A 25,932-nucleotide genomic window follows, 5' to 3' on the forward strand; every position below is an offset into this window, starting at 1 on the left:
TTACCGAGGTGCCTATGACCTTTTATCAACAGCTGCAACAAGCCACCGCCGATGCACGCAACTACCTGCTAAGCGCCCCTATTATTCAGCGTTGTTTGAGCGCCGATATTAGTCTCAATGAATACGTAGCCTTCCTGCAACAGGCATATCATCACGTCAAACACACTTCGCCATTGCTAATGGCCACAGGCGCACGTCTGCCTGAAAGCAAAGAATGGCTGCGGGCTGCCATCGCAGAGTATATCGAGGAGGAACAAGGCCATCAGGAGTGGATCCTAAATGACATCGCTGCCTGTGGTTTTGACAAAGAAAAAGCGCGCCGCAGCACACCTAACTTTAGTACCGAGATGATGGTGGCATACGCCTATGACATGGTGAACCGCATCAGTCCGCTAGGATTTTTCGGCATGGTGAATGTATTGGAAGGCACCAGTATCAACATTGCCACCCTTGCGGCGGGTCGTATCCAAGCAACGCTTGGCCTACCGAATAAGGCCTTCAGTTACCTGACTTCACATGGTGAGCTGGATAAGCAACATATTCAATTTTTTGAAGGTTTAATGAACCAAATTAACGACGAGCAAGAGCAGCAATTGATTATCCATGCCGCCAATAATTTTTATCGCTTGTATGGCAATCTGTTCCGCGAACTCGATGCAACACAGGCACACCTATTAACACGTGATGACCATTCACTGGCCCATGCAGTTTGAGGTAGAGATGACGTTAACTCAGCAACGCTTTGTGATCACAGGTGCAAGTGGTGGCATTGGCGCCGCCATTGCAAAAGCGCTGGCAGCAGCAGGGGCAACACTACTGCTATGTGGTCGTAACCAACGTAAGCTCACCAAATTAGCCAGCGAACTGGACGGTGATCCTCAACTGTTTATTGGCGATCTTAACGATAGCGCCAGTCTGACGCTGCTAAGCCTCGCCGCAGCAGAGTTTAACGCCAACGGCGTGATTAACTGTTTGGGTGTCAATCAGTTACAAACTTTGGCGCAGACGAGTGACACCGATGTATTACACACTATCAATACCAATCTGCTGACGCCGATCAATATCTGCCGGACTCTGCTGCCGCAGTTGCTCAGTCAGCCAAGTGCCAACATTATCAACGTAGGCTCGATTCTCGGCAGCATCGGCTATCCTGGCTCAACCCTTTACTGCGCCAGTAAATTTGGCTTACGCGGTTTTACCGAGTCACTGCGACGCGAGTTAGCCGACAGCCAAGTTAAGGTGCTCTACTTTGCGCCGCGCGCTACTGACACTGAGATTAACAGCGAGGAGATGCAGCAACTCAATCAGCAGTTGGGAAACAACACAGATACCCCGCAATGGGTGGCGCAGCAGTTATGCCAGCGCTTGGCCAACGCGCCACAAGGCGCGGCTTATCTGGGCTGGCCAGAAAAACTTTTTGTACGAATTAATGCACTGTTCCCCGCGCTGGTAGATGGTGCCAGCCTTAAACAACTCCCGATTATTAAACGTTTTTGTCATGTCGAGACAACTACAACACCCCATGCAGGAGAGCAACATGAAGCTTCTTAATCCTATTTTGGCTACGCTGCTACTGGCCTGCTCTACGGTCAGTTATGCCGCGGAGAACACTGACAACAGTTCACCCCTAACCCAATTACAGCAGCTGTGGGCAGAGAATAACTACCAACTTAAAGGCGATGCGCAAGAAAAAGCATTTGAGTCGCTGCTGAAAACCGCTGATGAGACGTTGAAAAGCCATACGGATGACGCCAACATTCTCATCTGGCATGGCATTATCAACTCGACGTTTGCTGGCGTCACTGGCGGACTAAGTGCACTTAAGTATGCAAAAATCGCGAAAAAGGACTTCGAGCAGGCGTTAAAAATCAATCCTGAAGCGCTGCACGGTTCGGCCTATACCAGCTTAGGGGTGCTCTATTTTAAAGTACCAGGCTGGCCAATTGGCTTTGGCGATGATGACAAGGCACAAGAGCTGCTGCAAAAAGCGTTAACGCTTAACCCAGATGGTATCGACAGCAACTACTTCTACGCTGAGTTTTTGCGCGATGATGACAAGTATCAGCAAGCTAAACAGTATTACCAAAAGGCATTAGCCGCAGCACCACGAGTAGGTCGTGAGGTAGCAGATGCGGGACGGCGGCAGGAGATTGAGACCGCTATGGCCGATGTCGAAAAACATCTTAAACAATGAAGCGTGTCAACCGTCAGATTTTTATAAAAAAAGCTTAAATATCAAAAGACAAATCTAGGTTATTAGGTAATAATCGCCCGCCGTTGGCTCAGGCAATATTGCGTTAATCATAGGTTTGTCTTTTTTATATGAAAACTCTCCCAGCAAAAGGACGGTCAGGCGGGTTTACTCTTATCGAGTTGGTCGTGGTGATCATTATTTTAGGTATTTTAGCGGTGATAGCCGCACCTAAATTTGTCAATATGAGCAGTGATGCTCGCTCTATGGTACTCAGGCAGATGCAGGCAGCGGTCAAATCGGCCAATATGCAGGTGTTTGCCAAATCACAAATGCCCAGTTTTACGACTCAAGCGGTGGCTAATCGCAGTGATTTACTGGATGTTGATTTAGATGGTAACGGCAGCTTTGAAACGCGACTGAAGAACGGCTATCTGGATAATACTGATGTGCTACAACGGCTTGATATTGATGAAGATAAGCTAGCCCATCAGGAAGAAAATAGTGACAATCTCTATATCGGCTATGACCTCAACGGCGACAGCAATGTTAACGATGATCAGTGCTATTTTCTCTACACGCAGGCGGCAGATAGTACAACACCGCCAGTTTACAGCATTGAAAATAGTGGCTGTTAGATAATTACGTTCATCAGTGTCGCCAACCCCAACAAAAAAACGCAGCCAAGTGCTGCGTTTTTTTGTTGGCCGTGCTTTACACAACAATCGCTAAGGTAATAACGCTTCGCGGGTAAACTCACGATTATCGCAATTAGGACATTCGGGAATAATCCCCGTAAATTCAATGCTCATACTGTGGCCGCATTTAGAACAGCGCAACTGGCCTTGGCTTACCACATCGCCAGTATGGTAGACACCCGCCTGCTTAAACTGTTGCGACAACTCATGCCATTCCACCTGGCTGCGATCACTAATTTCCCCCAACCAATGCCACAACGAGTTTTCAAGGCCAATAACACTGGGGCTATAACTCATATCGGTTTGCATCTTCTGCTTGATAAAACTGTCGATATCTCGCTTCAAGAACCCTTCGACCAAGGCGAGTTCTTCCTCAGATGCCTTGCGTTTCAACGCCAGATATTCTCGACTGTGGGTGATTGCCTCATAAAGCGCATTAATACTCAATGAGCTGTCATCACGATATTGCTCTGCCACTTTGTCCATCAATGACTGATAGAGTGTCAGTAATTTTTCACTTTTCTCGTTCATGACCACGACTCCTTAACTCCGGTCTTTGTTAAAGACTCACTTCTGGTTTATCCTATGCGGATTTGAAAGCGCCCCTATGCGCAAATGACAATTTATGGGCGGCAAAGCCGAGAATCCTGATGCAAGAACAATATAATCCTTCAGAAATTGAAGCCCGTGTTCAACAAGATTGGGCTGAACACAAAACCTTTGAAGTGACAGAAGACCCAAATAAAGAAAAATTCTACTGTCTCTCTATGTTCCCTTATCCGTCCGGCCGCCTGCATATGGGACACGTCCGTAACTACACGATAGGTGATGTAGTAGCGCGTTTCCAGCGTTTACAAGGAAAAAATGTCCTGCAACCAGTTGGTTGGGATGCCTTTGGTCTGCCAGCAGAAAACGCGGCTATCAAGAATGCCTCTGCGCCTGCGCCATGGACTTACGAAAATATCGATTACATGAAAAACCAGCTGAAAATGCTGGGGTTTGGCTACGACTGGAGCCGTGAAATCGCCACCTGTACGCCAGAGTACTACCGTTGGGAACAGTGGTTTTTCACTAAGCTGTATGAAAAAGGCTTGGTTTACAAAAAGACCTCTTCAGTGAACTGGTGTCCAAACGACCAAACTGTACTGGCTAACGAACAGGTTCAAGACGGTTGCTGCTGGCGCTGTGATACCAAGGTTGAGCAGAAAGAAATTCCGCAGTGGTTTGTAAAAATCACCGATTATGCCGAAGAACTGCTGAACGATATCGATACCCTTGAAGGTTGGCCGGAGCAGGTGAAAACCATGCAACGCAACTGGATTGGTCGTTCAGAAGGTGTGGAAATGACCTTCGCAGTAGACGGTAGCGATGAAACCTTCGATATCTACACTACTCGTCCAGATACTGTTTACGGCGTGACTTACGTGGCGATTGCTGCGGCGCACCCACTGGCACTGAAAGCTGCTGAAACCAATCCTGAGCTAGCTGCATTTGTTGAAGAATGCAAACAAAGCAAAGCGTCTGAAGCTGAGCTGGCCACCATGGAGAAAAAAGGTGTTGCCACTGGTCTGTATGCGATTCACCCACTGACTGGCGCCAAAGTTCCGGTATGGGCGGCTAACTTCGTACTGATGAACTACGGTACTGGCGCGGTAATGTCTGTGCCGGCGCACGATCAACGTGACTACGAATTTGCCACTAAATACGGTTTAGATATCAAAGCGGTTATCAAACCAGCTGACGGCGAAGCGGACGTATCAAACGAAGCTTACACCGACAAAGGCGTACTGTTTGATTCAGCCGAATTCTCTGGCCTAGCATTTGCCGAAGCGTTTGATGGCATCGCCAACAAACTCGAAGCAGAAGGCAAAGGCAAACGCCAAGTGAACTACCGTCTGCGTGACTGGGGCGTAAGCCGCCAACGTTACTGGGGCGCACCTATTCCAATGGTGACCTTAGAAGACGGCACCGTAATGCCAACACCCGAAGATCAACTGCCAGTGATCCTGCCAGAAGATGTGGTGATGGACGGCGTACAAAGCCCAATCAAAGCTGACAAAGCGTGGGCGCAAACGACTGTAAATGGTCAGCCAGCACTGCGTGAAACCGACACCTTCGATACCTTTATGGAATCAAGCTGGTACTACGCCCGTTACTGTTCACCTCAAGCGGATCAAATGCTGGACCCAAGCAAAGCCAACTACTGGCTGCCAGTGGATCAGTATATCGGCGGTATCGAACACGCCTGTATGCACTTGTTGTACTTCCGCTTCTTCCACAAACTGCTGCGTGATGCCGGTTTGGTTAACTCTAATGAGCCAGCAAAACGTCTGTTGACCCAAGGTATGGTACTGGCTGATGCCTTCTACTACACCGACGACAAAGGCGCCCGCGTTTGGGTTTCACCGCTGGATGTCACCGTTGAAGAACGTGACGACAAAGGCCGTATCGTGAAAGCGGTAGACAGCCAAGGTCATGAACTGGTTTACACCGGCATGAGCAAGATGTCGAAATCGAAAAACAACGGTATCGACCCGCAACTGATGGTAGAGAAGTACGGCGCTGACACCGTACGTCTGTTTATGATGTTTGCTGCACCACCAGAAATGACGCTGGAATGGCAAGAATCAGGCGTTGAAGGCGCACACCGCTTTATCAAACGTCTGTGGAAACTGGCCTTTGAATTGAGCGAAGCTGGCGAAGTGCCAGCGCTGGATGTGAAAGCGCTGAATGCCGATCAAAAAGCCCTGCGTCGCGAACTGCACAAAACCATCGCCAAAGTGACTGATGATATCGGTCGCCGCCAGATGTTCAATACTGCGGTGGCTGCGGTAATGGAGCTGATGAACCACCTGCAAAAAGCACCACAAACCAGCGAGCAAGATAAAGCCCTGTTGGTTGAAGCACTGACGGCTGTGGTGCGTTTGCTGTACCCAATCACGCCACACCTGAGTTCAGTGCTGTGGTCTGAGTTGGGCAACACCGATGCGATTGAAACTGCGGCATGGCCGGAAGTTGATGAAAGCGCCTTGGTGGAAGATAGCAAACTCATTGTGGTGCAAGTAAACGGCAAACTGCGTGCTAAAATCACCGTAGCGGCCGATGCCACCAAAGAGCAAGTTGAAGCTCTGGCAATGGCTGATGAGCAAGTGCAAAAATATGTTGAAGGCGTCACTGTACGCAAAGTGATTTTTGTACCTGGCAAACTGCTCAATATCGTTGCCAACTGATAAGGGATTTCATGCTGAAAACTATGATGCGTTTGAAGCCTCTGACAGCCTGCTTTCTGGCACTGGTGATGCTCACCAGTGCTGGCTGCGGCTTTCATTTGCAAGGCAGCTATTCGATTCCAAAAGAACTGCGGGTATTGAGCCTGCAAACTCAGGATCAATACAGCGAGCTTAGCCGCTTAGTGCGCGATCGCTTACGTTTGCACAATATTGATGTGCAGCCCGTCAGCAAGACGTTACCGCGCCTGACGCTGATTAAAGATTCGCTGGAACGTTCAACGCTGTCACTCTATTCAACCGGTAATGTGGCCGAATATGAGCTGATTTATCACGTTGACTTCAGTGTGGCGCTGCCGAATAAAGAAGCACAGAAATTCAGCACCGAAATTCGTCGTGATTATCAGGACGACCCGCGTACCGCGCTGGCAAAAAGTCGTGAGATGAACTTGCTGGTAAAAGAGATGCGGGCGCAGGCCGCCGATTATATTATTCAGACGTTGGCTTCTACTGAGGTTAACTGATGCGGGTTTATCCGGATCAACTCCATCGCCAACTCAACACGCTCAAACCTTGCTATCTGCTCTTTGGCGACGACCCATGGTTGTTAAATCACGCCAAAGAGCAACTTATTGCTGCCGCACGCGCACAAGGATTTGAAGAGCGTATTCAACTGGAACAGGACAACAGCTTTAGCTGGCAAGAGCTCGCCAATGAGTGGAATGCCATGAGCTTGTTCGCCAGTCGCCGCATTATCGAACTGCATCTACCTCAAGCCAAACCGGGCACTGAAGGCAGCGCTATGCTGCAACAACTGCTCAACAGCCAAAACCACGATGTGTTGCTGATCATCACTGGCGCTAAATTAGCGCGTGAACAGCAGTCGAGTAAATGGTTTAAGGCGCTGGATAAAGACGGAATTTTTGTGCCCTGCACCACGCCTGAAACTGCGCAATTTCAGCGCTGGCTCGATGGCCGCGTCCAGTTCTATCGACTTAACCTACAAGCCGACGCACGAGCGATGTTGATGAATCTCTACGAAGGCAACCTGTTAGCCGCTGACCAAGCCTTGCAACTGCTACAACTTTTAGCAGCCACTAGGCCAATTAGCGCTGCCGAACTGACGCAGTATTTCGAAGATCAGTCGCGCTTTAACGTATTCCAACTGGTTGACGCTTTGTTGGAAAATCGCCAAGAGAAAGCACAGCACATTCTGGTGCAGCTCAAAGCCGAAGATACCGCCATGCCCATCATTCATTGGGCGCTGCAAAAAGAGTTAACAATTCTGTGGCAGTTACAATCAGCAGCGAACGCACGGCAACCACTCACGCCAATCTACAGCAAATTACGTATCTGGGATAAACGTCAGCCGTTGTATCAAGCGGCATTATCGCGTTTATCACTTGAGGCGATTGAAGAAATGCTGTCGTTATGCTCCAGCTTAGAACTCAGGCTCAAGCAACAAGGTCTTGAAGATTGGACCGGTGTTAGCCATCTGTGTTTACTGTTCGACGCCGACACGCACGCACAATTGAAAACCTTTGGATTGAACTAATGCGGATAGGTATTTTTGGCGGCACTTTCGATCCAGTTCATTATGGTCATCTGCGTCCTGCTGAAGCGGTGCGACAACAACTTAAGCTTGATGAACTGTGGTTAATGCCCAATCGCATTCCGCCACATAAAGCCGCTGCCAGCGCCACGGTCGAGCAGCGACTGCAAATGTTGGCATTAGCTCAACAGGAATTTCCAGCCTTTTCGATTTGCGATATTGAGCTTAAGCGTGATGTTCCCTCCTATAGTGTGGTGACGCTGGAACAACTTATCAGCACCCGCCCACAAGATAACTTCTATTTTATTATGGGCACCGACTCCTTAGTGACGCTATCCACCTGGCATCAATGGCAACAGCTGTTTGCGTTATGTCATTTGGTGATCTGTGGTCGTGATGGCTGGCAACTTACGCAGGACAATCCGGTGTGGCCACAATGGCAACGGCGCCATATTAGCGGGGAGCAACACCTGCAACAGCATGCAACAGTGCGAAGTGGCGATATTGTTCAGCTCGATATTGAGCTGCAACCTTACGCCTCAACCCAATTGCGGCACGCGCTAGAGGTAGGCGATATTAATGCCTGCCAGCAAGCAGTCCCCGCAGCCGTACTCGATTTCATTTTACAGCAGCAGTTATATCAAAGCTGATACGAACACTATTTGCCGCTATACTAGCGCGCCCAAATAACCGACGAATGAGGAACTGCACGTGCAAAGCACGGAACTAAAAGCCTTTGTTGTAGACAAAGTTGAAGATATTAAAGCGAAAGATATTGTGGTCTTGGACGTACGTGAAAAATCCAACGTTACCGATTTTATGGTGATTTGTACCGGTACTTCTAACACCCATTTACGCGCGATTGCCGATAACTTAGTACGCGAAGCTAAAACGGCGGGCGTCGAACCTTTAGGGGTTGAAGGTCGTGACAGTAACGAATGGGTACTGGTAGACCTTGGTGATGTGATTGTACATGTAATGCAAGATGCAACACGCGAGCAATATCAACTTGAAAAACTCTGGTCAGAAATTTAAGCGCTTATGAAACTGCAATTGATTGCCGTTGGCACCAAAATGCCCGACTGGGTCACTCGCGGATTTGAAGAATATCAGCGCCGTTTTCCGCGTGATATGCCATTTGAGTTGATTGAGATCCCGGCGGGCAAACGGGGTAAAAACGCCGATATCGCGCGCATTCTGCAAAAAGAAGGCGAAGCGATGCTAGCGGCGGTAGCCAAGGGCAATCATATCGTCTCACTCGATCTTCCCGGTAAAAACTGGACCACTCCTGAGCTGGCCAGCAATCTAGAGAAGTGGCAGCTTGATGGTCGCGATGTCAGTCTGCTGATTGGCGGGCCGGAAGGATTAGCACCTGCGTGCAAACAAGCGGCGGCGCAAAGCTGGTGTTTATCTGCGTTAACGCTGCCCCATCCCTTGGTACGGGTGGTGGTAGCAGAAAGCCTCTACCGCGCGTGGAGCATTAACAATAATCATCCCTACCACCGGGAATAACCTCGTTTTCGCAACAAAGGACGGAGAGACTCAGTGCATAGAAGAAAGCGCATTACCATGCACGACCATGCGGCGGAAGCGTCACTGTTTAAGCGCCGCGCGCTGTTTACCTTCGTTTGTGTGTTACTGCTGATTGGGGTGTTGATCGGCAACCTTTATCATCTGCAGATCACCGCCTTTAAAGATTACACCACCCGTTCCAACGACAACCGTATTCGGGTGATCCCGATAGCGCCTAGCCGTGGGTTAATTTACGACCGCAACGGTAAACTATTGGCCGAGAACCAACCGTTTTACTCACTTGAAGTGGTGCCGGAAAAGGTAAAAGACATTCCGGCCATGCTTGATGAGCTATCGAAAGTTATCCCCATCAGCGACGAAGAACGCCAAGATTTTACCGATGCGCTCAAGTTTCACCGTCGCTTTAAGCCACTGACATTAAAAAGCCGGCTTACTGAAGAGCAAGTGGCGGAATTTAGTGTTAATCAATACAAATTCGACGGTGTTTCGGTAGAAGCTGGGCTGGATCGCTTTTATCCACAAGGAATGTTGCTAACACACGTGCTTGGCTATGTCGCACGCATCAATAACCGTGACCGCACTACACTGGAACAAGCAGGTAAATGGTCAGACTATGCTGCGACGAATAATATTGGTAAGCAGGGCATCGAAAAATTTTATGAGGCGCTACTGCACGGTAAACCTGGTCATATGGAAGAAGAGGTGAACAACCTCGGCCGTCATATTCGCACCTTAAAAGTTGAGCCGCCAGAGCCGGGACAAGATCTCTACCTGACACTCGACTTAGAACTACAGAAAAAAGCGATGGAGCTATTGGCGGGACGCCGCGGTTCAATTGTCGCCATAGATCCGCGCGACGGTGGCATTCTCGCCATGGCCTCTAGTCCGAGCTATGACCCGAACCAATTTGTGCATGGCATTAGCAGTAAAGCTTATAGCCACCTGTTGAACTCACCCGACCGACCACTCATTAACCGCGCTACTCAAGGGCAATATGCACCGGCGTCCACCATTAAGCCGATCATGGCATTGATGGGGCTTGACGATAATATCGTCACCGAGAAAACCCGCGTTTGGGACCCAGGTTATTGGCAGATCCCCGGCGTAGAACGTAAATACCGCGACTGGAAACGTTGGGGCCATGGTTGGGTTGATGTTTATGGCGCTATCGTTCATTCCTGCGACATCTATTTCTACGAGCTGGCGTATAAGTCAGGCATTGACCGTATCAGTAACTTTATGGGCCAGTTTGGTTTCGGCCAAAACACCGGCATCGACATTTTTGAAGAATCCGCTGGCAATATGCCATCTCGGGACTGGAAGCGCCTCAAATACAATCAGCCTTGGTATATCGGCGATACCATCTCCATCGGTATCGGTCAGGGCTATTGGACGACGACACCGTTGCAGTTAGCGACAGCGGTGACCATTCTCGCCGACAAGGGCAAGCACTATACGCCGCACTTGTTGAGATCCATTAAAGATGCCACCTCTAAGATTGACTCGCCGGTCGACCAGCAGCCGCCGATAGTGCTGAACGATCAACATCATTGGGATGAAATTGCTGAGGCAATGCGCCAAACCGCAGATCGGTCGCGCTTTAAAGACGCGCCCTACACAGCAGCAATGAAGACAGGTACTGCACAGGTATTTAGTGTGGCGGAGGATGAAAAGTACGATGCCGACACTATCGATGAGAAGCTGCGTGATAACGCATTGATCGTGGCGTATGCGCCGTTTGAAAATCCGAAGATTGTGCTGGCCGTGGTACTGGAAAACGCGGGTTGGGGGGGCGCCAATGCCGGCCCCGTGGCGCGGGAAATGTTGGACGATTTTATGCTGCGGGATAAATGGGAGTTGAAACATGCAGAACAATAAACCCAATTTCTGGCAGAAACTGCATATCGACCTTCCGCTGCTGCTAGGGCTGCTGGCATTGATGGGCTACGGCCTATTTATTATCTATTCTGCTGGCGGCGAGAGCATGGCAATGCTTGACCGCCAGGTGGTCCGCATGGGGTTATCGCTGGGGCTGATGTTTGTGCTGGCACAGATTAATCCTGAGGTGTATCGCCGCTGGGCACTGCCGATCTATATCGCCGGGGTGGCGCTGCTATTGGCGGTCGCGTTTTTTGGTGAAATTAACAAGGGCGCTCAGCGTTGGCTTAATCTGGGCTTTATGGAATTTCAGCCATCGGAGCTGATGAAGTTGGCTTTTCCTATCACGATGGCATGGTACATCAGTAAATTCCCGCTACCGCCGAAAAAACGCTATCTTGCTGGTGCCGCGATTATCCTACTGGTACCGACCTTGCTGATCGCTAAACAGCCCGATTTGGGGACCTCCATTCTGGTGGCTGCATCTGGGATTTTTGTGCTGTTTTTATCCGGTATGAGCTGGACCATCGTGGGTGGCATTGTGGTATCTGTATTGGCATTTTTGCCAGTTCTGTGGTTCTTTTTGATGCATGATTATCAACGCAACCGAGTACTGACCCTACTCAATCCAGAAGCAGATCCACTCGGCACGGGTTACCACATTATTCAATCGAAAATCGCTATCGGCTCCGGTGGCTTGTGGGGCAAAGGCTGGCTCGATGGCACCCAATCACAGTTAGAGTTTTTGCCGGAACGCCATACCGACTTCATCTTTGCGGTTATTGGCGAAGAGTTTGGTCTTATCGGCAGCCTATTTCTGCTGGCGTTATACATCTATGTTATCGGTCGCGGTCTCGTGATCGCCTCCCGCGCACAAACCAGTTTTGCCCGCTTGTTAGCAGGTTCCATCACCCTCACCTTCTTTGTCTATGTGTTTGTGAACATTGGCATGGTGTCAGGCATTTTGCCTGTGGTCGGGGTACCATTGCCACTCATCAGCTACGGCGGCACATCAATGCTGACATTGCTTGCGGGTTTTGGCATTCTAATGAGCATTCACACTCACAGACGCTTTATCGACAGATAGGATTACTCAATATGCCGATGACTAAGCGGCTGCTTGCGCCACTGATGATGTCAGCATTGCTGGCATCGTCCGCATTTGCGGCGCCTTCTTCTGAGCAGCTTTCACCTGAGCAACTACAGCAGCAATTTATCGACAGCCAAAGCCAACAAGGTTTTTCTCGCACTGAAGTGCAGCAATTTATTGCGTCGGCCAAGTTTGAACCCAAAATCATTGAGGCGATGACCAAACCTTGGGAAGCCAAACCTTGGTACAAGTACTACCCTATCTTCTTAACTGACGACCGTTTACAGGCTGGGCTAACGTTTTGGCGTCAGCATGAAACCACTATCGCCCGCGCTGCTGAGCAATACCAAGTTGATCCTCAAGTCATTGTGGCGATTATTGGAATTGAAACCAAATACGGCAAGGTGATGGGCAACTATCCAGTAAAAGATGCACTGTATACCTTAGGTTTTCACTATCCACCACGTGCTGATTTCTTTCGCCGCGAATTTGGTAAATTTATGCAGTTGGTGAAGGCCGAGCAACTTGATGCGAACAGTACGCTTGGCTCCTACGCCGGCGCTATGGGATTTGGGCAATTTATTCCTTCAAGTTACCTCGCTTATGCGGTCGATTTTGATGGCGATGGTCGCCGCGACCTGCTTAACAGTGCTGATGATGCCATCGGCAGTGTCGCTAACTATTTTCACCAACACGGTTGGCAAGCTGGCGGCTTGGTCGCTTTACCGTTAGCCACAACGGCAACGCCAACAGCCGCCGTTTGGAGTGGCAAGCCACTTAATCAATCGGTAAACGACATTCTGTCGCCCGAAGTCGCCTTGCAAACCAGCGTGGATCTCGACATCTCCCAAGCTGCTATGCTGATTGAACTGGAGCAAGCGCAGCACAGTGATTACTGGCTGGGATTAAAAAACTTTTATGTGATTACCCGCTACAACCGCAGTCCGCTGTATGCCATGGCGGTGTACCAATTCAGTGAACAACTGAGGAAGGCGCATGCTTCGCAATAGTCTTTATTCAGTGCTCGCGGCGCTGCTGCTGGCAGGTTGTGCCACCAAAGCACCGCAACAAAAAGAAAGCAGCGGCCGTTACAGCATGCAGCAAGACAAGGCCCCCGTTGAGGCGCCAGATTTGTCGCATGTGCAAGACGCTGAACCTAAATACGAACCCTACAGTAAACAAGGGAACAAAGACTACCAAGTGTGGGGCGAGTCCTATCAGGTAATGCCTGAAGCTGCAGGTTATAGCGAAACGGGTACCGCATCTTGGTATGGTATGAAGTTTCATGGTCACCTGACCTCCAACGGTGAGACCTACGACATGTACGCTATGTCGGGTGCGCATAAAACACTGCCGCTGCCAAGTTATGTGCGAGTCACTAACCTGAATAACAACAAAAGCGTAGTGGTGCGTATCAATGACCGCGGACCATTTCACTCGTCGCGTATTATCGATGTGTCCTACGCTGCCGCATATAAGCTGGGCATGTTGGCGACTGGTACAGCCCCCGTCAAACTAGAAGTTATTATGATGGACTCTCCTGCCAAACGCGCGATAGATGAAGCAAGCAAGGCGACCACAGCCAACAGCAATGCCATCACCTTCTATATTCAGGTGTTTGCATCCTCATCGAAGCAAAAAGTGCAGCAATTGGCGCAGCAGTTCGAAAGCCAATTTAGTCTCAATAGTCGCATCAGCGAAGAGCAAAATATCTTTAAATTGCAGCTTGGCCCAATGAGCAATGAAGACATTGCAGGCAAGATGCTCGACACCATACGCAGCCAAGGTTATGCCAAAAGCTTTTTGATTCGAGAAGAATAATCTGATCGCACAATAAATGTGCAGTTTCAAAAAGATGAAGGAACCTTCACTGATTATTAGGGTCGACTAGTGATATACTTGCGACAATTCGCTGACATTCATTTACCAATCGACGTAATCCGCCAATGATGAATTTTGTAAAACGTCCCCTTGTTACGCTGGCTGTTATTGCCGGTGTCTTTGTAACTGGTGCTCAAGCTGAGACACCGACGCCCAATCCCATTCCTGTCCCGAATGCTGCCCGTCCTCAAACGCCGATGGTCATTCCTGATGCACCAGATGTCGCGGCAAAAGCCTACATTTTGATGGATTACAATTCGGGCCGAGTGATTGCACAAAGCAATGCTTATGAGCAGTTGAATCCTGCCAGTCTGACAAAAATGATGACCAGCTATGTCATCGGTCAGGAGATTAAGCGTGGTAATGTGTCACCTGATGACGAAGTGACCGTGTCGAAAAACGCTTGGTCAAAGAACTTTCCTGACTCATCTAAGATGTTTATCGAAGTCGGCAAAAAGATCAAAGTCTCGGATCTGAATCGCGGTATCATCATTCAATCAGGTAACGATGCTTGCGTTGCCATGGCAGAACACATTGCAGGTACAGAAGGCGCATTTGTTGACCTGATGAACTCATGGGCCAAACAACTAGGCATGAAGGATTCTCACTTTGAGAACGCCCATGGCTTAGACGCTGAAGGCCACATGAGTACTGCTTATGATATGGCGTTGCTGGGCGCTGCGCTGATCCGCGACGTACCTAATGAGTACAAGGTTTATAAAGAGAAGTCGTTCACTTACAACGGCATCACCCAATACAACCGCAACGGCTTGCTGTGGGATAACAGCATGAACGTTGATGGCATCAAAACCGGCCATACCTCTGGTGCAGGCTACAACCTTGTTGCGTCGGCCACTAAAGACGGCATGCGTTTAATCTCGGTTGTGATGGGTACCAAGAGTGAGTCTGCGCGTAAAGCTGAAAGCAAAAAACTGCTGAACTATGGCTTCCGCTTCTATGAAACCGTCACACCTTACAAAGCCGGTGATGTGTTTGTCAGCCAAAAAATTTGGTATGGCGATACCGATACCATCAACCTTGGTGTAATGACGGATACACCAGTTACCATTTACCGTGGCCAAGCGAAAAACCTGAAAGCGAACTTCGAACTGAACGAAGATCTGGTGGCGCCGATTGCCAAAGGTAAAACCGTGGGTCGAGTGTACTTCCAACTGGATGGCAAAGATATTGCGCAATTCCCGCTGGTTACGCTCAATGAAGTTAACGAAGGTAGCTGGTTTAGCAAGCTGATGGACTACTTCAAGCAAATGTTTAGCAAATGGTTCTAATCATTGCATAACGAAAAGCCGCTCAAATGAGCGGCTTTTTAATATCTATATTCGACAACACACGGAATCGTTTCTAGCTACGGCGATTATTTGCTATACTCCGCGGCCGCCTGCAGTACGACTTACCGCGAGGTAACACTGACGGGTTTAACGGTATTGATTGAGGAACGCTCGCATGAAATTTGAATCTTATAGTTTTGCCCCGGATATCCTCCGCGCTATCAGCGAATGTGGCTACGAGAGCATGACGCCGATTCAACAGCAGGCGATCCCCTCGGTACGCCGTGGTCAGGATGTGCTGGCCAGCGCCCAAACCGGAACCGGTAAAACCGCCGCATTTGTACTGCCTATTTTACAACGCATGGTTGATGCGCCGAAAGAACGTATCAGTGGTCAACCGCGCGTGCTGATTCTGGCGCCGACTCGCGAACTTGTTGCACAAGTGGCTGAAAACGCTAAAGACTACGCCAAATACTTAGATATTGAAGTGGTTAGCCTGATTGGCGGGGTTAAAACCAGTAGCCAAGCGAGCAAACTGCGCCGCGGGGTCGATATGGTAGTGGCAACGCCAGGCCGTCTGATGGAACACATCAATCAGGGCAATATCAGTTTGGCGCAGATCGATTTTCTGGTGCTTGATGAAGCCGACCGTATGCTAGATATGGGGTTCATCAAGGACATTAACCAAATTTTGCATCTGGCGAGCGACGAGCGACAGAATCTGATGTTCTCTGCCACCTTTAGTGGCGGTGTTCGCCAACTGGCGCAGCAGATCCTCAAAAAGCCTAAAGTGATTACGGCTGATGCCCATAACACAACGGCGGTAACGGTTAGCCAAGTGGTATATCCCGTTGAGCAACGCCGTAAGAGTGAGCTGTTATCTGAGCTTATTGGTCGTAAAAACTGGCATCAAGTGCTAGTGTTTTCTGCCACGCGTGAAGATGCGGATCACCTCGCTAAGGAACTGTCTGCCGATGGTATTCCTACAGTTGCGGTGCATAGTGAAAAGACCCATGGTAGCCGTCGACGCGCATTAGCTGACTTTATGTCGGGTAAAATTCGCGTGTTGGTATCGACCGAAGTTGCCGCGCGTGGTTTGGATATCAAAGACCTAGACTACGTGGTTAACTACGATATGCCATTCTTAGCCGAAGACTACGTGCACCGTATCGGACGTACGGGGCGAGCTGGTAAGAGCGGCACCGCTATCTCGTTTGTCAGCCACGAAGAAGAACGCATTCTCAGCGATATTGAAAAGCTGATTGGTCAACGCCTGAAGCGGATTGTGATGCCAGGCTATGAGACTAGTCAGCGTGAATCACTGCTAAAGCAGCTACAACGTCGTCGCCGCTTTGGTAAGAGCCGCCCGGGTGAAAGTGAAGCGCAGGAGCAGGTTGCAGCAGAAAAACGCATGAGTGGTCGCCGCGTGAAAGTTAAAGTTGGCGCTACCGGTAAAAAGCTGAAAAAACTCAAATAAGCGCTGCTTGAATCTCAAAGAAACGCCGACAAACTGTCGGCGTTTTTTGTGGCAGATGACATTCTAAGGTTCAAACCTTGTTGCTAACCATACCCGCTTGCGCCGAGACAAGAGCACCACCCAAGTGCCTGGAACAAAGACGGACTCACCTTCACGTGGTTCTACCATTACATAGTGACGGTGATTATCAGGATCTTTTACCAGCGCTTCCGCTGGCACACCTGGCTTTGCGGTTCCCAGTGTCATCACCGCCACACTACCGCTAAGATCGACATCGCTATCTTTCATCATGCGGTCATAGCGCCACCAGCTACGACTACCGAGCCAATGGCACGCCAACCCTGTTAATGGAAACACCAACCAAACAGAAATCGATTGCGGCAAAGTATGTGCCCGCAGCAGATAGCACATTAAATTGGTAGCAAAGCCCAGTAGTGCAAACAGGCTCAATGCCATAACGCACCATAACAGCACAGGCAGGCGGTCGAGATAAAGCCATTGGGTGATAGGATTTGATGGTTCAGCAGTAGATAAATTGGGTTCCGGTTCATCCAGCACGAACACTAAACTCGCACCGGCGAGACGCGCAAACATCTCGATAACCCCCAACATAACGACAACCACGCCGCAAACAAAATACGGCAGATTATCGTGACTCAGTATAAATTCCAGCACCTTGTTCCTCCTTGAGACAAACTGCTCCGTTTCTCTTCAGCTCTTAAACATTATCCTGAGAGCCGTTGAGCATTAAGTGTAGTGTTAAATCGCCCGATTGTGGTTAAACTAACGACAATATTTCCCTCAAATTAAATCAATTAAATTATTTGTACAATCCAATGCTAAAAGATTTTTTGGATTGCAATGATGAATAAATCTGCGCTTCTATAGCAAATGCAGACAGACGCGTTGCCGCGCAACTACAAGTTTAGGATGTTGTCTTTCATATGTTGTTTCGCCCCATTTCTCGCAATGACTGGCCCACCATCGCGACCATTCAACAAAGCTGCTATGTCAACGGACTACTAGAGTCCATTGATGTACTCAAGAGCAAGCAAAGGATGGCGCCCGATTGTTGTTTTATATTGCTGAGTCAACAACAAGCTGTCGGCTACTGTTTAGCTCATCCTTGGACAAATGTATCTCCTCCCGAATTACATCAGTCGCTTGAGTTACCAGAGGTTACTGACAGTCTTTATCTACATGATATTGCGGTATTACCAAGTGGACGGGGATTAGGATTAGCCCAAGCGGTCGTTGCCGAGTTAGCACAAATGGCCCAGCAACGACGTTATCAAAGTTTGAGTTTGGTGGCGGTAGCAGGCGCCGCCAGCTACTGGCAAAGGTTAGGCTTTGAACCATGCCCAACTAAGAAAGATCTACGCGTTTATGGTTCTTCCGCTGTTTACATGCAGAGATTAATTACTGATTAGCGGTGATGTTCTGCTGATTTGTGATTACACTATCGCCTTTATTTACGCCTATTATCTAGCTCAGGAGTATTCATGGCGCGACAAGTTGCATACATTTTTAAAGGCGAAGCTAAGGTCATCAATTTTAGTTACGACAAGTACCACGATATCTACGAAGCTGCTGCAGCGGCCGAAGGTATCGATCTGACCCGCTTTCTCGCTATGGAGCAACAAGTTGCGATGACCGCCAAAGGTAAAGGCGCTGTGCGCAGCTACCGCCTCACAGAGTTTCAACGTATGGGCTTTAGCGAAGTGCGTTTATTGAAAGATGAGGACTGCAGTGACGGCAACGCCTAACTACCAGCTTGCAGGTCTGCCGCGCGCCAGCTTTCTGCACCGCCTCGGTGCCGCAATCTATGATGCATTGCTCGCCTTCGCCGTCTACGCGCTGGCAGGTATTATCGGTTTGGCAGTTATCGCAATGCTACAACAATTAGGCTGGCTGAGCTTAGCGTCCAACACCGAGCTAGCACTGGCGCTGCAGCAAAGTCCTGTGGTGCACGCTATCTATCAGCTGTGGCTACTTATTTGTGTCGTGGGTTTTTATAGCTATTTCTGGAGCCGTACGGGCCAGACATTAGGAATGAAAGCCTGGCAGCTAAGGGTACAACACACTAACGGACAAAATATCAGTCCTGTCACTGCCGTCGCACGCTGCTTTTGGAGTCTGCTGGGACTCGGTAACCTGCTGTTGCTGTTAAGTCAGCAGCAGTTAGCGCTGCAGGACCGACTGAGTGATTCTGAAGTAGTACAACTCCCCAAACGTTAACGCCAACAAACTCCACAAAAAAAGGCCCAGTTGGGCCTTTTCGGTTACATAGCACAGGGCTATTTCCTGATGTAATAGATAGCGCCCACACTAAACAACACACTCGGCATTATCGCCCCGACAATCGCTGGGAGGTTATACACTAGGGTCAGCGGACCAAAAATCTCGTTACAGATATAAAACACAAATCCCGCAATAACGCCCAACACCACTCGTGCTCCCATCGTTTGTGATCTTAACGGACCAAAGACAAAGGACAAGGCCACCAAAATCATCACCGCGACGGTAAGCGGCTGAATCACTTTGTGCCAAAACGCCAGTCGATAGCGACTCGAATCTTGGTTATTAATGCGCAGATAATCGATGTAATCCATCAATCCTTGAATCGACAAGGCATCAGGATTGATCGATACCACGCTGAGCTTATCGGGAGTTAACGATGACTCCCAACGTTGTGATGTGATGTTTTCAAACACCACTTGATCCTCTTCAATCGCTGAACGTTGCGCATCACGCAGCGTCCACGCGTCACTGCCGTAATAAGCATCTTTAGCATGAATCACATACTGCAGGTGCAAACCATCGTCAAACGCATATAGGGTAAGGTCGGCGAGGTGATCGATACTTTCTATACGGCCAATATTGATAAACATATTGCCATCACGGGCCCAAACGCCACGATGAGATTTAATCAGTTTACCGTCAGAAATCTTAGTGGCTTTTAACTCTTTAGCTTTCATTTCAGCCACAGGCGCGCCCCACTCACCCAGCGCCATAATCACCAGCATCAACGGTACTGCGGTTTTCATGGCTGAACGGGTAATTTGAAACCGCGACATCCCTGATGCCTGCATCACCACCAATTCTGAACTTGAAGCCAGCATCCCCATGCCAATCAATGCACCGAGCAGCACCGACATTGGGAAAAACAACTCAATGTCTCGTGGCACCAGATACAGCACGTACATGGCGGCATCGAGCATGCTATAGCTGCCACGACCGACCAAACGCAATTGATCGACCCACTTAATAATGCTGGAAAGTCCGGTCAACACCAGCAAACACAGCGCTGAAGAGCTGAGCAAGGTACGGGCAATATACCAGTCAATAATATTCATCATGCCGCGACACTCCTACGGCGGAACAAGCCCATCAAGCGAATACCGATTGGTCGCTCCTTACTGAGTAGCAAAATGCCGATTAACAGCGCGCCAGCGTGGATCCACCACATACCGAATGCCAAGGGAATCACTTCATCCTGCAGCGCTTTACGGCCCGCCACCAGCAAGCCGAAATAACCTAGATACAGCAATATCGCCGGGAACAATTTAGCGAACTTGCCTTGGCGCACATTTACCCGCGCTAAAGGCACCGCAATCAGCGTCACCAGCAAAATGGCCACCGGGACCGCCAACCGCCACTGCATTTCCGCCACCGCTTCAGGGGTCGACAGTTGCATCAGTTCATGCGTCGGCAACGCCGATAATTTGCGATCACGCTCGTCAACTTCGCGCTCTTTAATCTGAGTTTGATAGCCACCAAATTCGATAATTTGGAAATCTTTGCGATGAGCTGAGCCTTGATAGCGTACGCCATCGTTAAGCTTAAGGCTTTCACCGCCAGCGTCATCTTGAGTGACCCGACCGCCTTGCGCCACAACTAGGTTAGACACACCATCGGTGTCATTCGGATCAGGCTGCTGAGCAACAAACACACGTTCCAGCTCATTGTTTTTGCCAATTTTCTCAACAAAAATCACCGCGCGGCCATTAGGACTCGTCTGAAAGCGGCCTTGGATCAGCGCCGCTAATCCCGCTTCCGACTTGGCCTTTTCTAGTACCTGATTTTTTTGCTCATCGGCCCAAGGGGTAATATAGAGAGATAACGCAGCGGTCACGAAACAGTTAACTAACGCCACCAGCAGCATTACCCGGGCGACGTACCATTCACTAATGCCGACACTATGAAAAATGACCATTTCGTTTTCGGCATACATGCGCCCATGGGCTAACAAAATACCGAGGAACAGACTCAAAGGTAGAATGAGCCCAGCCAATTCGGGCATGTTTAGCCCAATCAGCTGCATCACAATGGTAGAAGGAAACTCGCCATCAGAGGCATCCGCTAGAATGCGTACGAATTGCTGGCTGACAAAAATTGCCAGCAGTACCGAGAGTACAGCCACTTGGGACTTAAATACTTCTCGGATTAAATATCTGAATACAATCACAAGCAGGATCCGCGTTCTAAACTTATCTTTTTGCTGGTAACAGAGTATCTTTTATGTAAACTGTCTACTTTTGACAATTTTCTGCAATTTTTAGTCATTGCCACTCATTTTAGCAGGTAAATTCAAGCACCTGCTGCTTTTTCAGACAATGACAATTACAGAAGATTCCGCCGTTTGCGGCTGCAAACGGGCATTATCTAATAAATAAAAATATTTGTCTTTAAAAGAATCTTAGGAGAGCTCATGGAGTTTAGCGTTAAAAGCGGTAGTCCAGAGAAACAGCGCTCTGCATGTATTGTGGTGGGTGTGTATGAGCCACGTCGTTTGTCGGGCATTGCGGAACAACTGGATAAAATTAGCGAAGGCTACATCAGCAATCTGCTGCGTCGCGGCGATCTGGAAGGTAAATCAGGTCAGATGCTGTTGCTGCACCACGTACCCAACGTGTTAAGCGAGCGTGTACTGTTAGTCGGTTGCGGCAAAGAACGTGAACTCGACGAACGCCAATACAAACAAATTATCGCGAAAACAATCAACACTCTGAACGAAACCGGCTCAATGGAAGCGGTGTGTTTCCTCACTGAACTGCACGTTAAAGGCCGCGATACCTATTGGAAAGTACGTCAGGCAATTGAAACCACTAATGCCTCACTGTATAGCTTCGATGGTTTAAAAACCCGTAAGGGTGAGCACCGTCGCCCGCTGCGTAAGTTGGTATTCAATGTACCGACTCGCCGTGAACTTACAGTTGGCGAGCGTGCCATTAACCACGGTACTGGCGTATCGGAAGGTATGGCCTTGTGTCGCGATGTGGCCAATATGCCACCTAATATCTGTAATGCGGCCTATTTGGCAACTCAAGCACAGCAGATGGCAGAGACCTGCGACGCGCTGACCGTCAGCACCGTTGGTGAAGCCAAAATGGACGAATTAGGTATGCATTCATACCTAGCGGTTGGTCGTGGTAGTGCCAACGAATCGCTGATGACCATTATGGAATACAAAGGCAGCAGTGATGCCAATGCCAAGCCTATCGTGCTAGTGGGTAAAGGCCTGACCTTTGACTCTGGTGGTATTTCACTTAAGCCAGGCGAAGCCATGGATGAAATGAAATACGACATGGGTGGCGCTGCGGGTGTACTTGGCACCATGAAAGCCATCTGTGAGATGAAGTTGCCTGTTAACGTAGTGGGTGTTCTGGCCGGTTGCGAAAATATGCCGTCTGCTGATGCTTACCGTCCGGGCGATATTCTCACCACCATGAGTGGTCAAACCGTTGAAGTGCTGAACACAGATGCTGAAGGCCGTTTAGTGCTGTGTGACGTACTGACATATGTTGAGCGTTTTGACCCAGAAGTCGTAGTAGATACCGCGACGCTTACTGGTGCGTGTGTTATCGCGCTGGGTAAACACGCGAGTGGTTTGTTCTCATCACATAACCCATTGGCCCACGAACTGCTAAATGCAGGCGATCAAAGTGGTGACCGCTGCTGGCGTATGCCTATGTGGGATGAGTACCAAGAACAGCTTGATAGCCCATTTGCGGATATGGCCAACATTGGTGGTCGTCCTGCGGGTTCTATCACTGCGGCTTGCTTCTTATCGCGCTTTGCTAAGAAATACAACTGGGCGCATCTGGATGTTGCAGGTACTGCTTGGAACAGTGGTGCCAACAAAGGCTCGACTGGTCGCCCGGTACCTTTGCTGACTCAGTTCGTATTGAACCGTTCAGGGGTTGAGCAAGGCGAATAATTCAGGCCCATAACGGTTTGAATCTATTTAAACGAGGCCCAAGTGCCTCGTTTTTTATTGCTTATGATCAGCAAAAACACTGCTGATGAAATATTCAGCGCCTCACTCCATTTAAGATTTTGTTACGAATGATTCATTGGACTACGTGATATAGATCAAGTACCTTTGCGACCATAACAATTAGCAGTGACTCTCGTATCTTGTTTCGACATCTGTTTGTGCATAACAAAAAATGGCTGTGGCTGTTTTTAGGACTTTGGCTGACTGCCTTGCAGTCGGTTGCGGTGATGCACACCTCAGAGCAGCCGCTGACGCACGATCATACCCACTGTTTACTGTGTAATTTCGGTAGCCAACAAGTTACAGGCCCAATGGCGGCACCAACGCCAGCGGTCACGGCTACACTGATTTCGGTTGTTGCCGAAGCGCAATATTCCCAACCCGCTATTCCACAAATTCGCCGTGCAGTCGCACGCGCGCCTCCTGTTCTAAGCTGAATTAAATCCCAACCCATTTTTTAATTTGATTCATGCTTTTCAAAAAGGACAGGCACAATGAAGCTTGCTGTATTAACTATGGCGCTGGCATCTGCTGGCGTATGCTCGACCGCGTTTGCTGCACAACTGCAAGGTAAAATCACCGACACGCAAGGCAATGCGGTTGCCAATGCACTGGTGAGTGTAGACGGTGGCAACCAAACAACTGCTGACGCGCAGGGTCGCTACTCACTTAGCGTCAGCGATAACAGCCACTTACATCTACACATCAGCAGCGATCTATATAAACACGCCGAGCGTGATGTTCGAGTTGGCACAGGTGTAGTCACTGAAGATTTCAGCCTAACGAAATCAAAAATCGAAAATATCGTAGTCACTGCATCACCACTAGGGCGCTCAGCGATGGAAAGCAGCACGCCGGTGTCGGTATTGACGGAAGATCAGTTAAAACTCAACACCGAACCGACGCTCGGCGACACACTGGATAAACTACCCGGTGTACAGGCCACTCACTTTGGTGCTGGCGCCAGCCGCCCGATTATTCGCGGTATGGACGGTCCTCGCGTAAAAGTGTTGGAAAATGGTTTATCAGTGGGTGACGCCTCAACCGTATCCGCCGATCACGCGGTTACAGCAGAAGCGGCTTCGGCCCAACAGATTGAGATCCTGCGCGGCCCAGGCACGTTGATGTACGGTAATGGCGCCATTGGCGGCGTCGTCAACGTGGTCGACAAACGTATCAGTGAACAGCCGATTGAAGGCATGAATGGCAGTGTTGGCGCTCGCTATGATTCAGCAAACAACGGCAAAACCCTCAACGCCGATATCAGCGGGGGTAAAGACGGCTTTAACTGGCATCTTGATGGCACACGTCGTCGCACCAATTCCTATGATATTCCGGGCGATGCCATCTTAGGGGACAACAGCACTCACGGCACCGTTGATAACACGCAACTGCAGTTGGATGAATATGCCGGTGGGGTTGGTTATGCCGGCGATAAAGGCTTTATCGGTGTATCCGGTACTCGCACTGAATCGAATTATGGTATTCCGCTGAAAGGCGAAGAAGATGAGCCACACATCACTATTGATTTGAAGAAAACTGCGTGGCAGTTGCACGGTGGCTTGTTAGATCCGTTCACTGGTTTTTCTAAGATCCGCTTAGATGCGGGTTACACCGATTACCAACATGCCGAGGAAGAAAACGGCGATGCCGATACTTTCTTCTACAACAAGCAAAGCGAAGCTCGTGTAACCCTCAACAATAAACCTTGGGCTGAATGGCAAGGGTCTATGGGGCTGCATGTGACGCACCGTGACTTCTCGGTAGATGGTGAAGAACAACTGACACCAAACAGCAAGACCGATACCGTTGCCGCCTTTATTGTGCAGGAACGTAAAGTAGACGATTTCCGCTTCGAGTTGGGAGCCCGGGTCGAACACTATAAGCTCGATCCTGAAGCCATGACCCTAGACACACTGGAAGGTGAAGCGGAATATCAGCCTAATCAAATAAGCGACACCAACATTACCGCTTCAGCGGGTGTGGTCTGGGACTTTGATCCATCATATAACTTGAGTGTCGCACTGACGCGTGCCGAGCGCTCGGCCACGGCCGAAGAGCTGTACAGCTATGGTCCACACGATGCGACGCAAAGTTTTGAGTTAGGTTCAGAATTCCAAATCGTTGATGGCAACATCATCACTAATGCGTCAACAGCCGATAAAGAGATTGCCAATAACATCGATGTCACCCTGCGTAAACTCGATGGCGCATGGACCGGTAGCGTCAGTATGGCCTACAACCGAGTCGATAACTTCTTCTATGAAGCTAATACAGGTTTGGTGGCAGCAGATCTGACCAATAGCGATGAAGAAGGCGACATGCCGGTATACCAGTATCAACAAGGTGATGCGCAGCTATTCTCGATTGAAGCCCAAGCCAATATTCCGTTTAACGATAATTGGTCATTGGATATGTTCAGTGATTATACCCGCGCCAAGTTAGTTGATGGCGGTAACCTGCCACGCATATCACCTATGCGTTTTGGGTCAACACTCAACTACGATATGGAGCAATGGCATGCCGACCTCGGCATGGTGGCTTACGCAAAACAAGATAAGACCGCTGCCAACGAAACCGACACTGCAGGCTATGCACTGGTCAACGCGGCAGTAACGTATCGCATCTACACAGATAATGGCGATCTGTTTGTTTACCTGAAAGGTAATAACCTGACCGACAAAGAGGCGCGGCCACATACCTCACTGCTAAAAGACTATGCACCATTGATGGGGCGTAATGTCATGTTAGGTGTTAACTACAACTTCTAACTACCACCCTCCTTTCTCATAAAAAAGCGACGTCAATACGTCGCTTTTTTATTAGCTGTACTATT

At 49.2% G+C, this 25,932-nt stretch carries 26 protein-coding genes; 22 read left to right on the forward strand and 4 right to left on the reverse strand.

The window, feature by feature from the left end:
* The first annotated feature begins 14 nt into the window (after positions 1–14).
* From HR45_RS16150 to HR45_RS16165, 4 genes are all read left to right on the forward strand, one after another.
* Positions 15–713, forward strand: coding sequence for an iron-containing redox enzyme family protein (locus tag HR45_RS16150; RefSeq protein WP_037445022.1), 699 nt, complete (start codon positions 15–17; stop codon positions 711–713).
* Entirely contained in the window at positions 685–1,551 is an 867-nt protein-coding gene (locus HR45_RS16155) for an SDR family oxidoreductase (RefSeq protein WP_241461148.1), read from the forward strand. The genes HR45_RS16150 and HR45_RS16155 overlap by 29 nt, the downstream gene beginning before the upstream one ends.
* Entirely contained in the window at positions 1,538–2,194 is a 657-nt protein-coding gene (locus HR45_RS16160; protein WP_037445029.1) for a tetratricopeptide repeat protein, read from the forward strand. Before HR45_RS16155 ends, HR45_RS16160 begins: the two co-directional genes overlap by 14 nt.
* Before the next feature lie 128 nt (positions 2,195–2,322).
* A complete protein-coding gene (locus HR45_RS16165; protein ID WP_037445031.1) occupies positions 2,323–2,829 on the forward strand; it encodes a type II secretion system protein in 507 nt (168 codons plus the stop codon).
* A gap of 90 nt (positions 2,830–2,919) precedes the next feature.
* Here the strand turns inward: HR45_RS16165 and HR45_RS16170 are convergent, their stop codons facing one another.
* Positions 2,920–3,420: a zinc ribbon-containing protein gene (locus tag HR45_RS16170; RefSeq protein WP_037445033.1), complete on the reverse strand. Its 501-nt coding sequence runs from the start codon at positions 3,418–3,420 to the stop codon at positions 2,920–2,922.
* Between the two features lie 119 nt (positions 3,421–3,539).
* Between HR45_RS16170 and leuS the strand changes: the two genes are divergently transcribed.
* From leuS to HR45_RS16230, 12 genes are all read left to right on the forward strand, one after another.
* Positions 3,540–6,119: a leucine--tRNA ligase gene (gene leuS, locus HR45_RS16175; protein ID WP_037445036.1), complete on the forward strand. Its 2,580-nt coding sequence runs from the start codon at positions 3,540–3,542 to the stop codon at positions 6,117–6,119.
* A 26-nt stretch (positions 6,120–6,145) separates the two neighbouring features.
* Complete coding sequence (locus tag HR45_RS16180) at positions 6,146–6,640, forward strand: LPS-assembly lipoprotein LptE (protein WP_037445134.1); 495 nt, start codon at positions 6,146–6,148, stop codon at positions 6,638–6,640.
* On the forward strand, positions 6,640–7,671 hold the full coding sequence (holA, locus tag HR45_RS16185; protein ID WP_037445038.1) for a DNA polymerase III subunit delta: 1,032 nt from the start codon (positions 6,640–6,642) through the stop codon (positions 7,669–7,671). Before HR45_RS16180 ends, holA begins: the two co-directional genes overlap by 1 nt.
* A complete protein-coding gene (gene nadD / locus HR45_RS16190) occupies positions 7,671–8,318 on the forward strand; it encodes a nicotinate-nucleotide adenylyltransferase (protein WP_037445040.1) in 648 nt (215 codons plus the stop codon). The genes holA and nadD overlap by 1 nt, the downstream gene beginning before the upstream one ends.
* Before the next feature lie 61 nt (positions 8,319–8,379).
* Entirely contained in the window at positions 8,380–8,703 is a 324-nt protein-coding gene (gene rsfS, locus HR45_RS16195; protein WP_037445043.1) for a ribosome silencing factor, read from the forward strand.
* Positions 8,704–8,709: 6 nt separating this feature from the next.
* The gene (rlmH, locus tag HR45_RS16200) at positions 8,710–9,180 is read left to right on the forward strand and encodes a 23S rRNA (pseudouridine(1915)-N(3))-methyltransferase RlmH (protein WP_037445045.1); all 471 of its coding nucleotides are present in this window, start codon (positions 8,710–8,712) and stop codon (positions 9,178–9,180) included.
* 33 nt (positions 9,181–9,213) lie between these two features.
* Complete coding sequence (gene mrdA / locus HR45_RS16205; protein WP_156104095.1) at positions 9,214–11,079, forward strand: penicillin-binding protein 2; 1,866 nt, start codon at positions 9,214–9,216, stop codon at positions 11,077–11,079.
* Positions 11,066–12,166: a rod shape-determining protein RodA gene (gene rodA / locus HR45_RS16210; protein ID WP_037445051.1), complete on the forward strand. Its 1,101-nt coding sequence runs from the start codon at positions 11,066–11,068 to the stop codon at positions 12,164–12,166. The genes mrdA and rodA overlap by 14 nt, the downstream gene beginning before the upstream one ends.
* An 11-nt stretch (positions 12,167–12,177) precedes the next feature.
* Positions 12,178–13,179: a lytic murein transglycosylase B gene (gene mltB, locus HR45_RS16215; RefSeq protein ID WP_037445054.1), complete on the forward strand. Its 1,002-nt coding sequence runs from the start codon at positions 12,178–12,180 to the stop codon at positions 13,177–13,179.
* Positions 13,166–13,990 carry a septal ring lytic transglycosylase RlpA family protein gene (locus HR45_RS16220; RefSeq protein ID WP_037445055.1) on the forward strand — a complete coding sequence of 275 codons (825 nt, stop codon included), beginning with the start codon at positions 13,166–13,168 and terminating at the stop codon, positions 13,988–13,990. The genes mltB and HR45_RS16220 overlap by 14 nt, the downstream gene beginning before the upstream one ends.
* A gap of 125 nt (positions 13,991–14,115) precedes the next feature.
* Positions 14,116–15,339, forward strand: a complete 1,224-nt coding sequence (locus HR45_RS16225; RefSeq protein WP_081933517.1) for a serine hydrolase — start codon at positions 14,116–14,118, stop codon at positions 15,337–15,339.
* Between the two features lie 175 nt (positions 15,340–15,514).
* Positions 15,515–16,816: a DEAD/DEAH box helicase gene (locus tag HR45_RS16230; RefSeq protein WP_037445059.1), complete on the forward strand. Its 1,302-nt coding sequence runs from the start codon at positions 15,515–15,517 to the stop codon at positions 16,814–16,816.
* A 63-nt stretch (positions 16,817–16,879) separates the two neighbouring features.
* Here the strand turns inward: HR45_RS16230 and HR45_RS16235 are convergent, their stop codons facing one another.
* Entirely contained in the window at positions 16,880–17,491 is a 612-nt protein-coding gene (locus HR45_RS16235) for an OB-fold-containig protein (protein ID WP_037445061.1), read from the reverse strand.
* Between the two features lie 269 nt (positions 17,492–17,760).
* Here HR45_RS16235 and HR45_RS16240 point away from each other — a divergent pair, with 269 nt between their 5' ends.
* The 3 genes from HR45_RS16240 to HR45_RS16250 all read left to right on the forward strand — a co-directional run bounded on the left by HR45_RS16240 (position 17,761) and on the right by HR45_RS16250 (position 19,054).
* Positions 17,761–18,246, forward strand: coding sequence for a GNAT family N-acetyltransferase (locus HR45_RS16240; protein ID WP_037445068.1), 486 nt, complete (start codon positions 17,761–17,763; stop codon positions 18,244–18,246).
* 72 nt (positions 18,247–18,318) lie between these two features.
* Positions 18,319–18,582, forward strand: a complete 264-nt coding sequence (locus tag HR45_RS16245; protein WP_037445071.1) for a DUF2960 domain-containing protein — start codon at positions 18,319–18,321, stop codon at positions 18,580–18,582.
* Entirely contained in the window at positions 18,566–19,054 is a 489-nt protein-coding gene (locus tag HR45_RS16250; RefSeq protein ID WP_241461150.1) for an RDD family protein, read from the forward strand. Before HR45_RS16245 ends, HR45_RS16250 begins: the two co-directional genes overlap by 17 nt.
* A gap of 59 nt (positions 19,055–19,113) precedes the next feature.
* On the opposite strand, the gene lptG is transcribed toward HR45_RS16250, so the two are convergent.
* Both lptG and lptF read right to left on the reverse strand, forming a co-directional pair.
* A complete protein-coding gene (lptG, locus tag HR45_RS16255; RefSeq protein WP_037445136.1) occupies positions 19,114–20,172 on the reverse strand; it encodes an LPS export ABC transporter permease LptG in 1,059 nt (352 codons plus the stop codon).
* Positions 20,172–21,284: an LPS export ABC transporter permease LptF gene (gene lptF, locus HR45_RS16260; RefSeq protein WP_037445077.1), complete on the reverse strand. Its 1,113-nt coding sequence runs from the start codon at positions 21,282–21,284 to the stop codon at positions 20,172–20,174. Before lptF ends, lptG begins: the two co-directional genes overlap by 1 nt.
* Positions 21,285–21,527: 243 nt before the next feature.
* On the opposite strand from lptF, the gene pepA reads away from it, so the two are divergent.
* The 3 genes from pepA (at position 21,528) to HR45_RS16275 (ending at position 25,867) form a co-directional block, all read left to right on the forward strand.
* Positions 21,528–23,036, forward strand: coding sequence for a leucyl aminopeptidase (pepA, locus tag HR45_RS16265; RefSeq protein ID WP_037445080.1), 1,509 nt, complete (start codon positions 21,528–21,530; stop codon positions 23,034–23,036).
* Positions 23,037–23,254: 218 nt separating this feature from the next.
* Positions 23,255–23,533, forward strand: coding sequence for a hypothetical protein (locus HR45_RS16270; protein ID WP_156104097.1), 279 nt, complete (start codon positions 23,255–23,257; stop codon positions 23,531–23,533).
* 57 nt (positions 23,534–23,590) lie between these two features.
* Positions 23,591–25,867, forward strand: a complete 2,277-nt coding sequence (locus HR45_RS16275; RefSeq protein WP_037445087.1) for a TonB-dependent receptor — start codon at positions 23,591–23,593, stop codon at positions 25,865–25,867.
* Positions 25,868–25,932 lie beyond the last annotated feature (65 nt).

The organism is Shewanella mangrovi, assembly GCF_000753795.1.
GTDB lineage: Bacteria > Pseudomonadota > Gammaproteobacteria > Enterobacterales > Shewanellaceae > Shewanella > Shewanella mangrovi.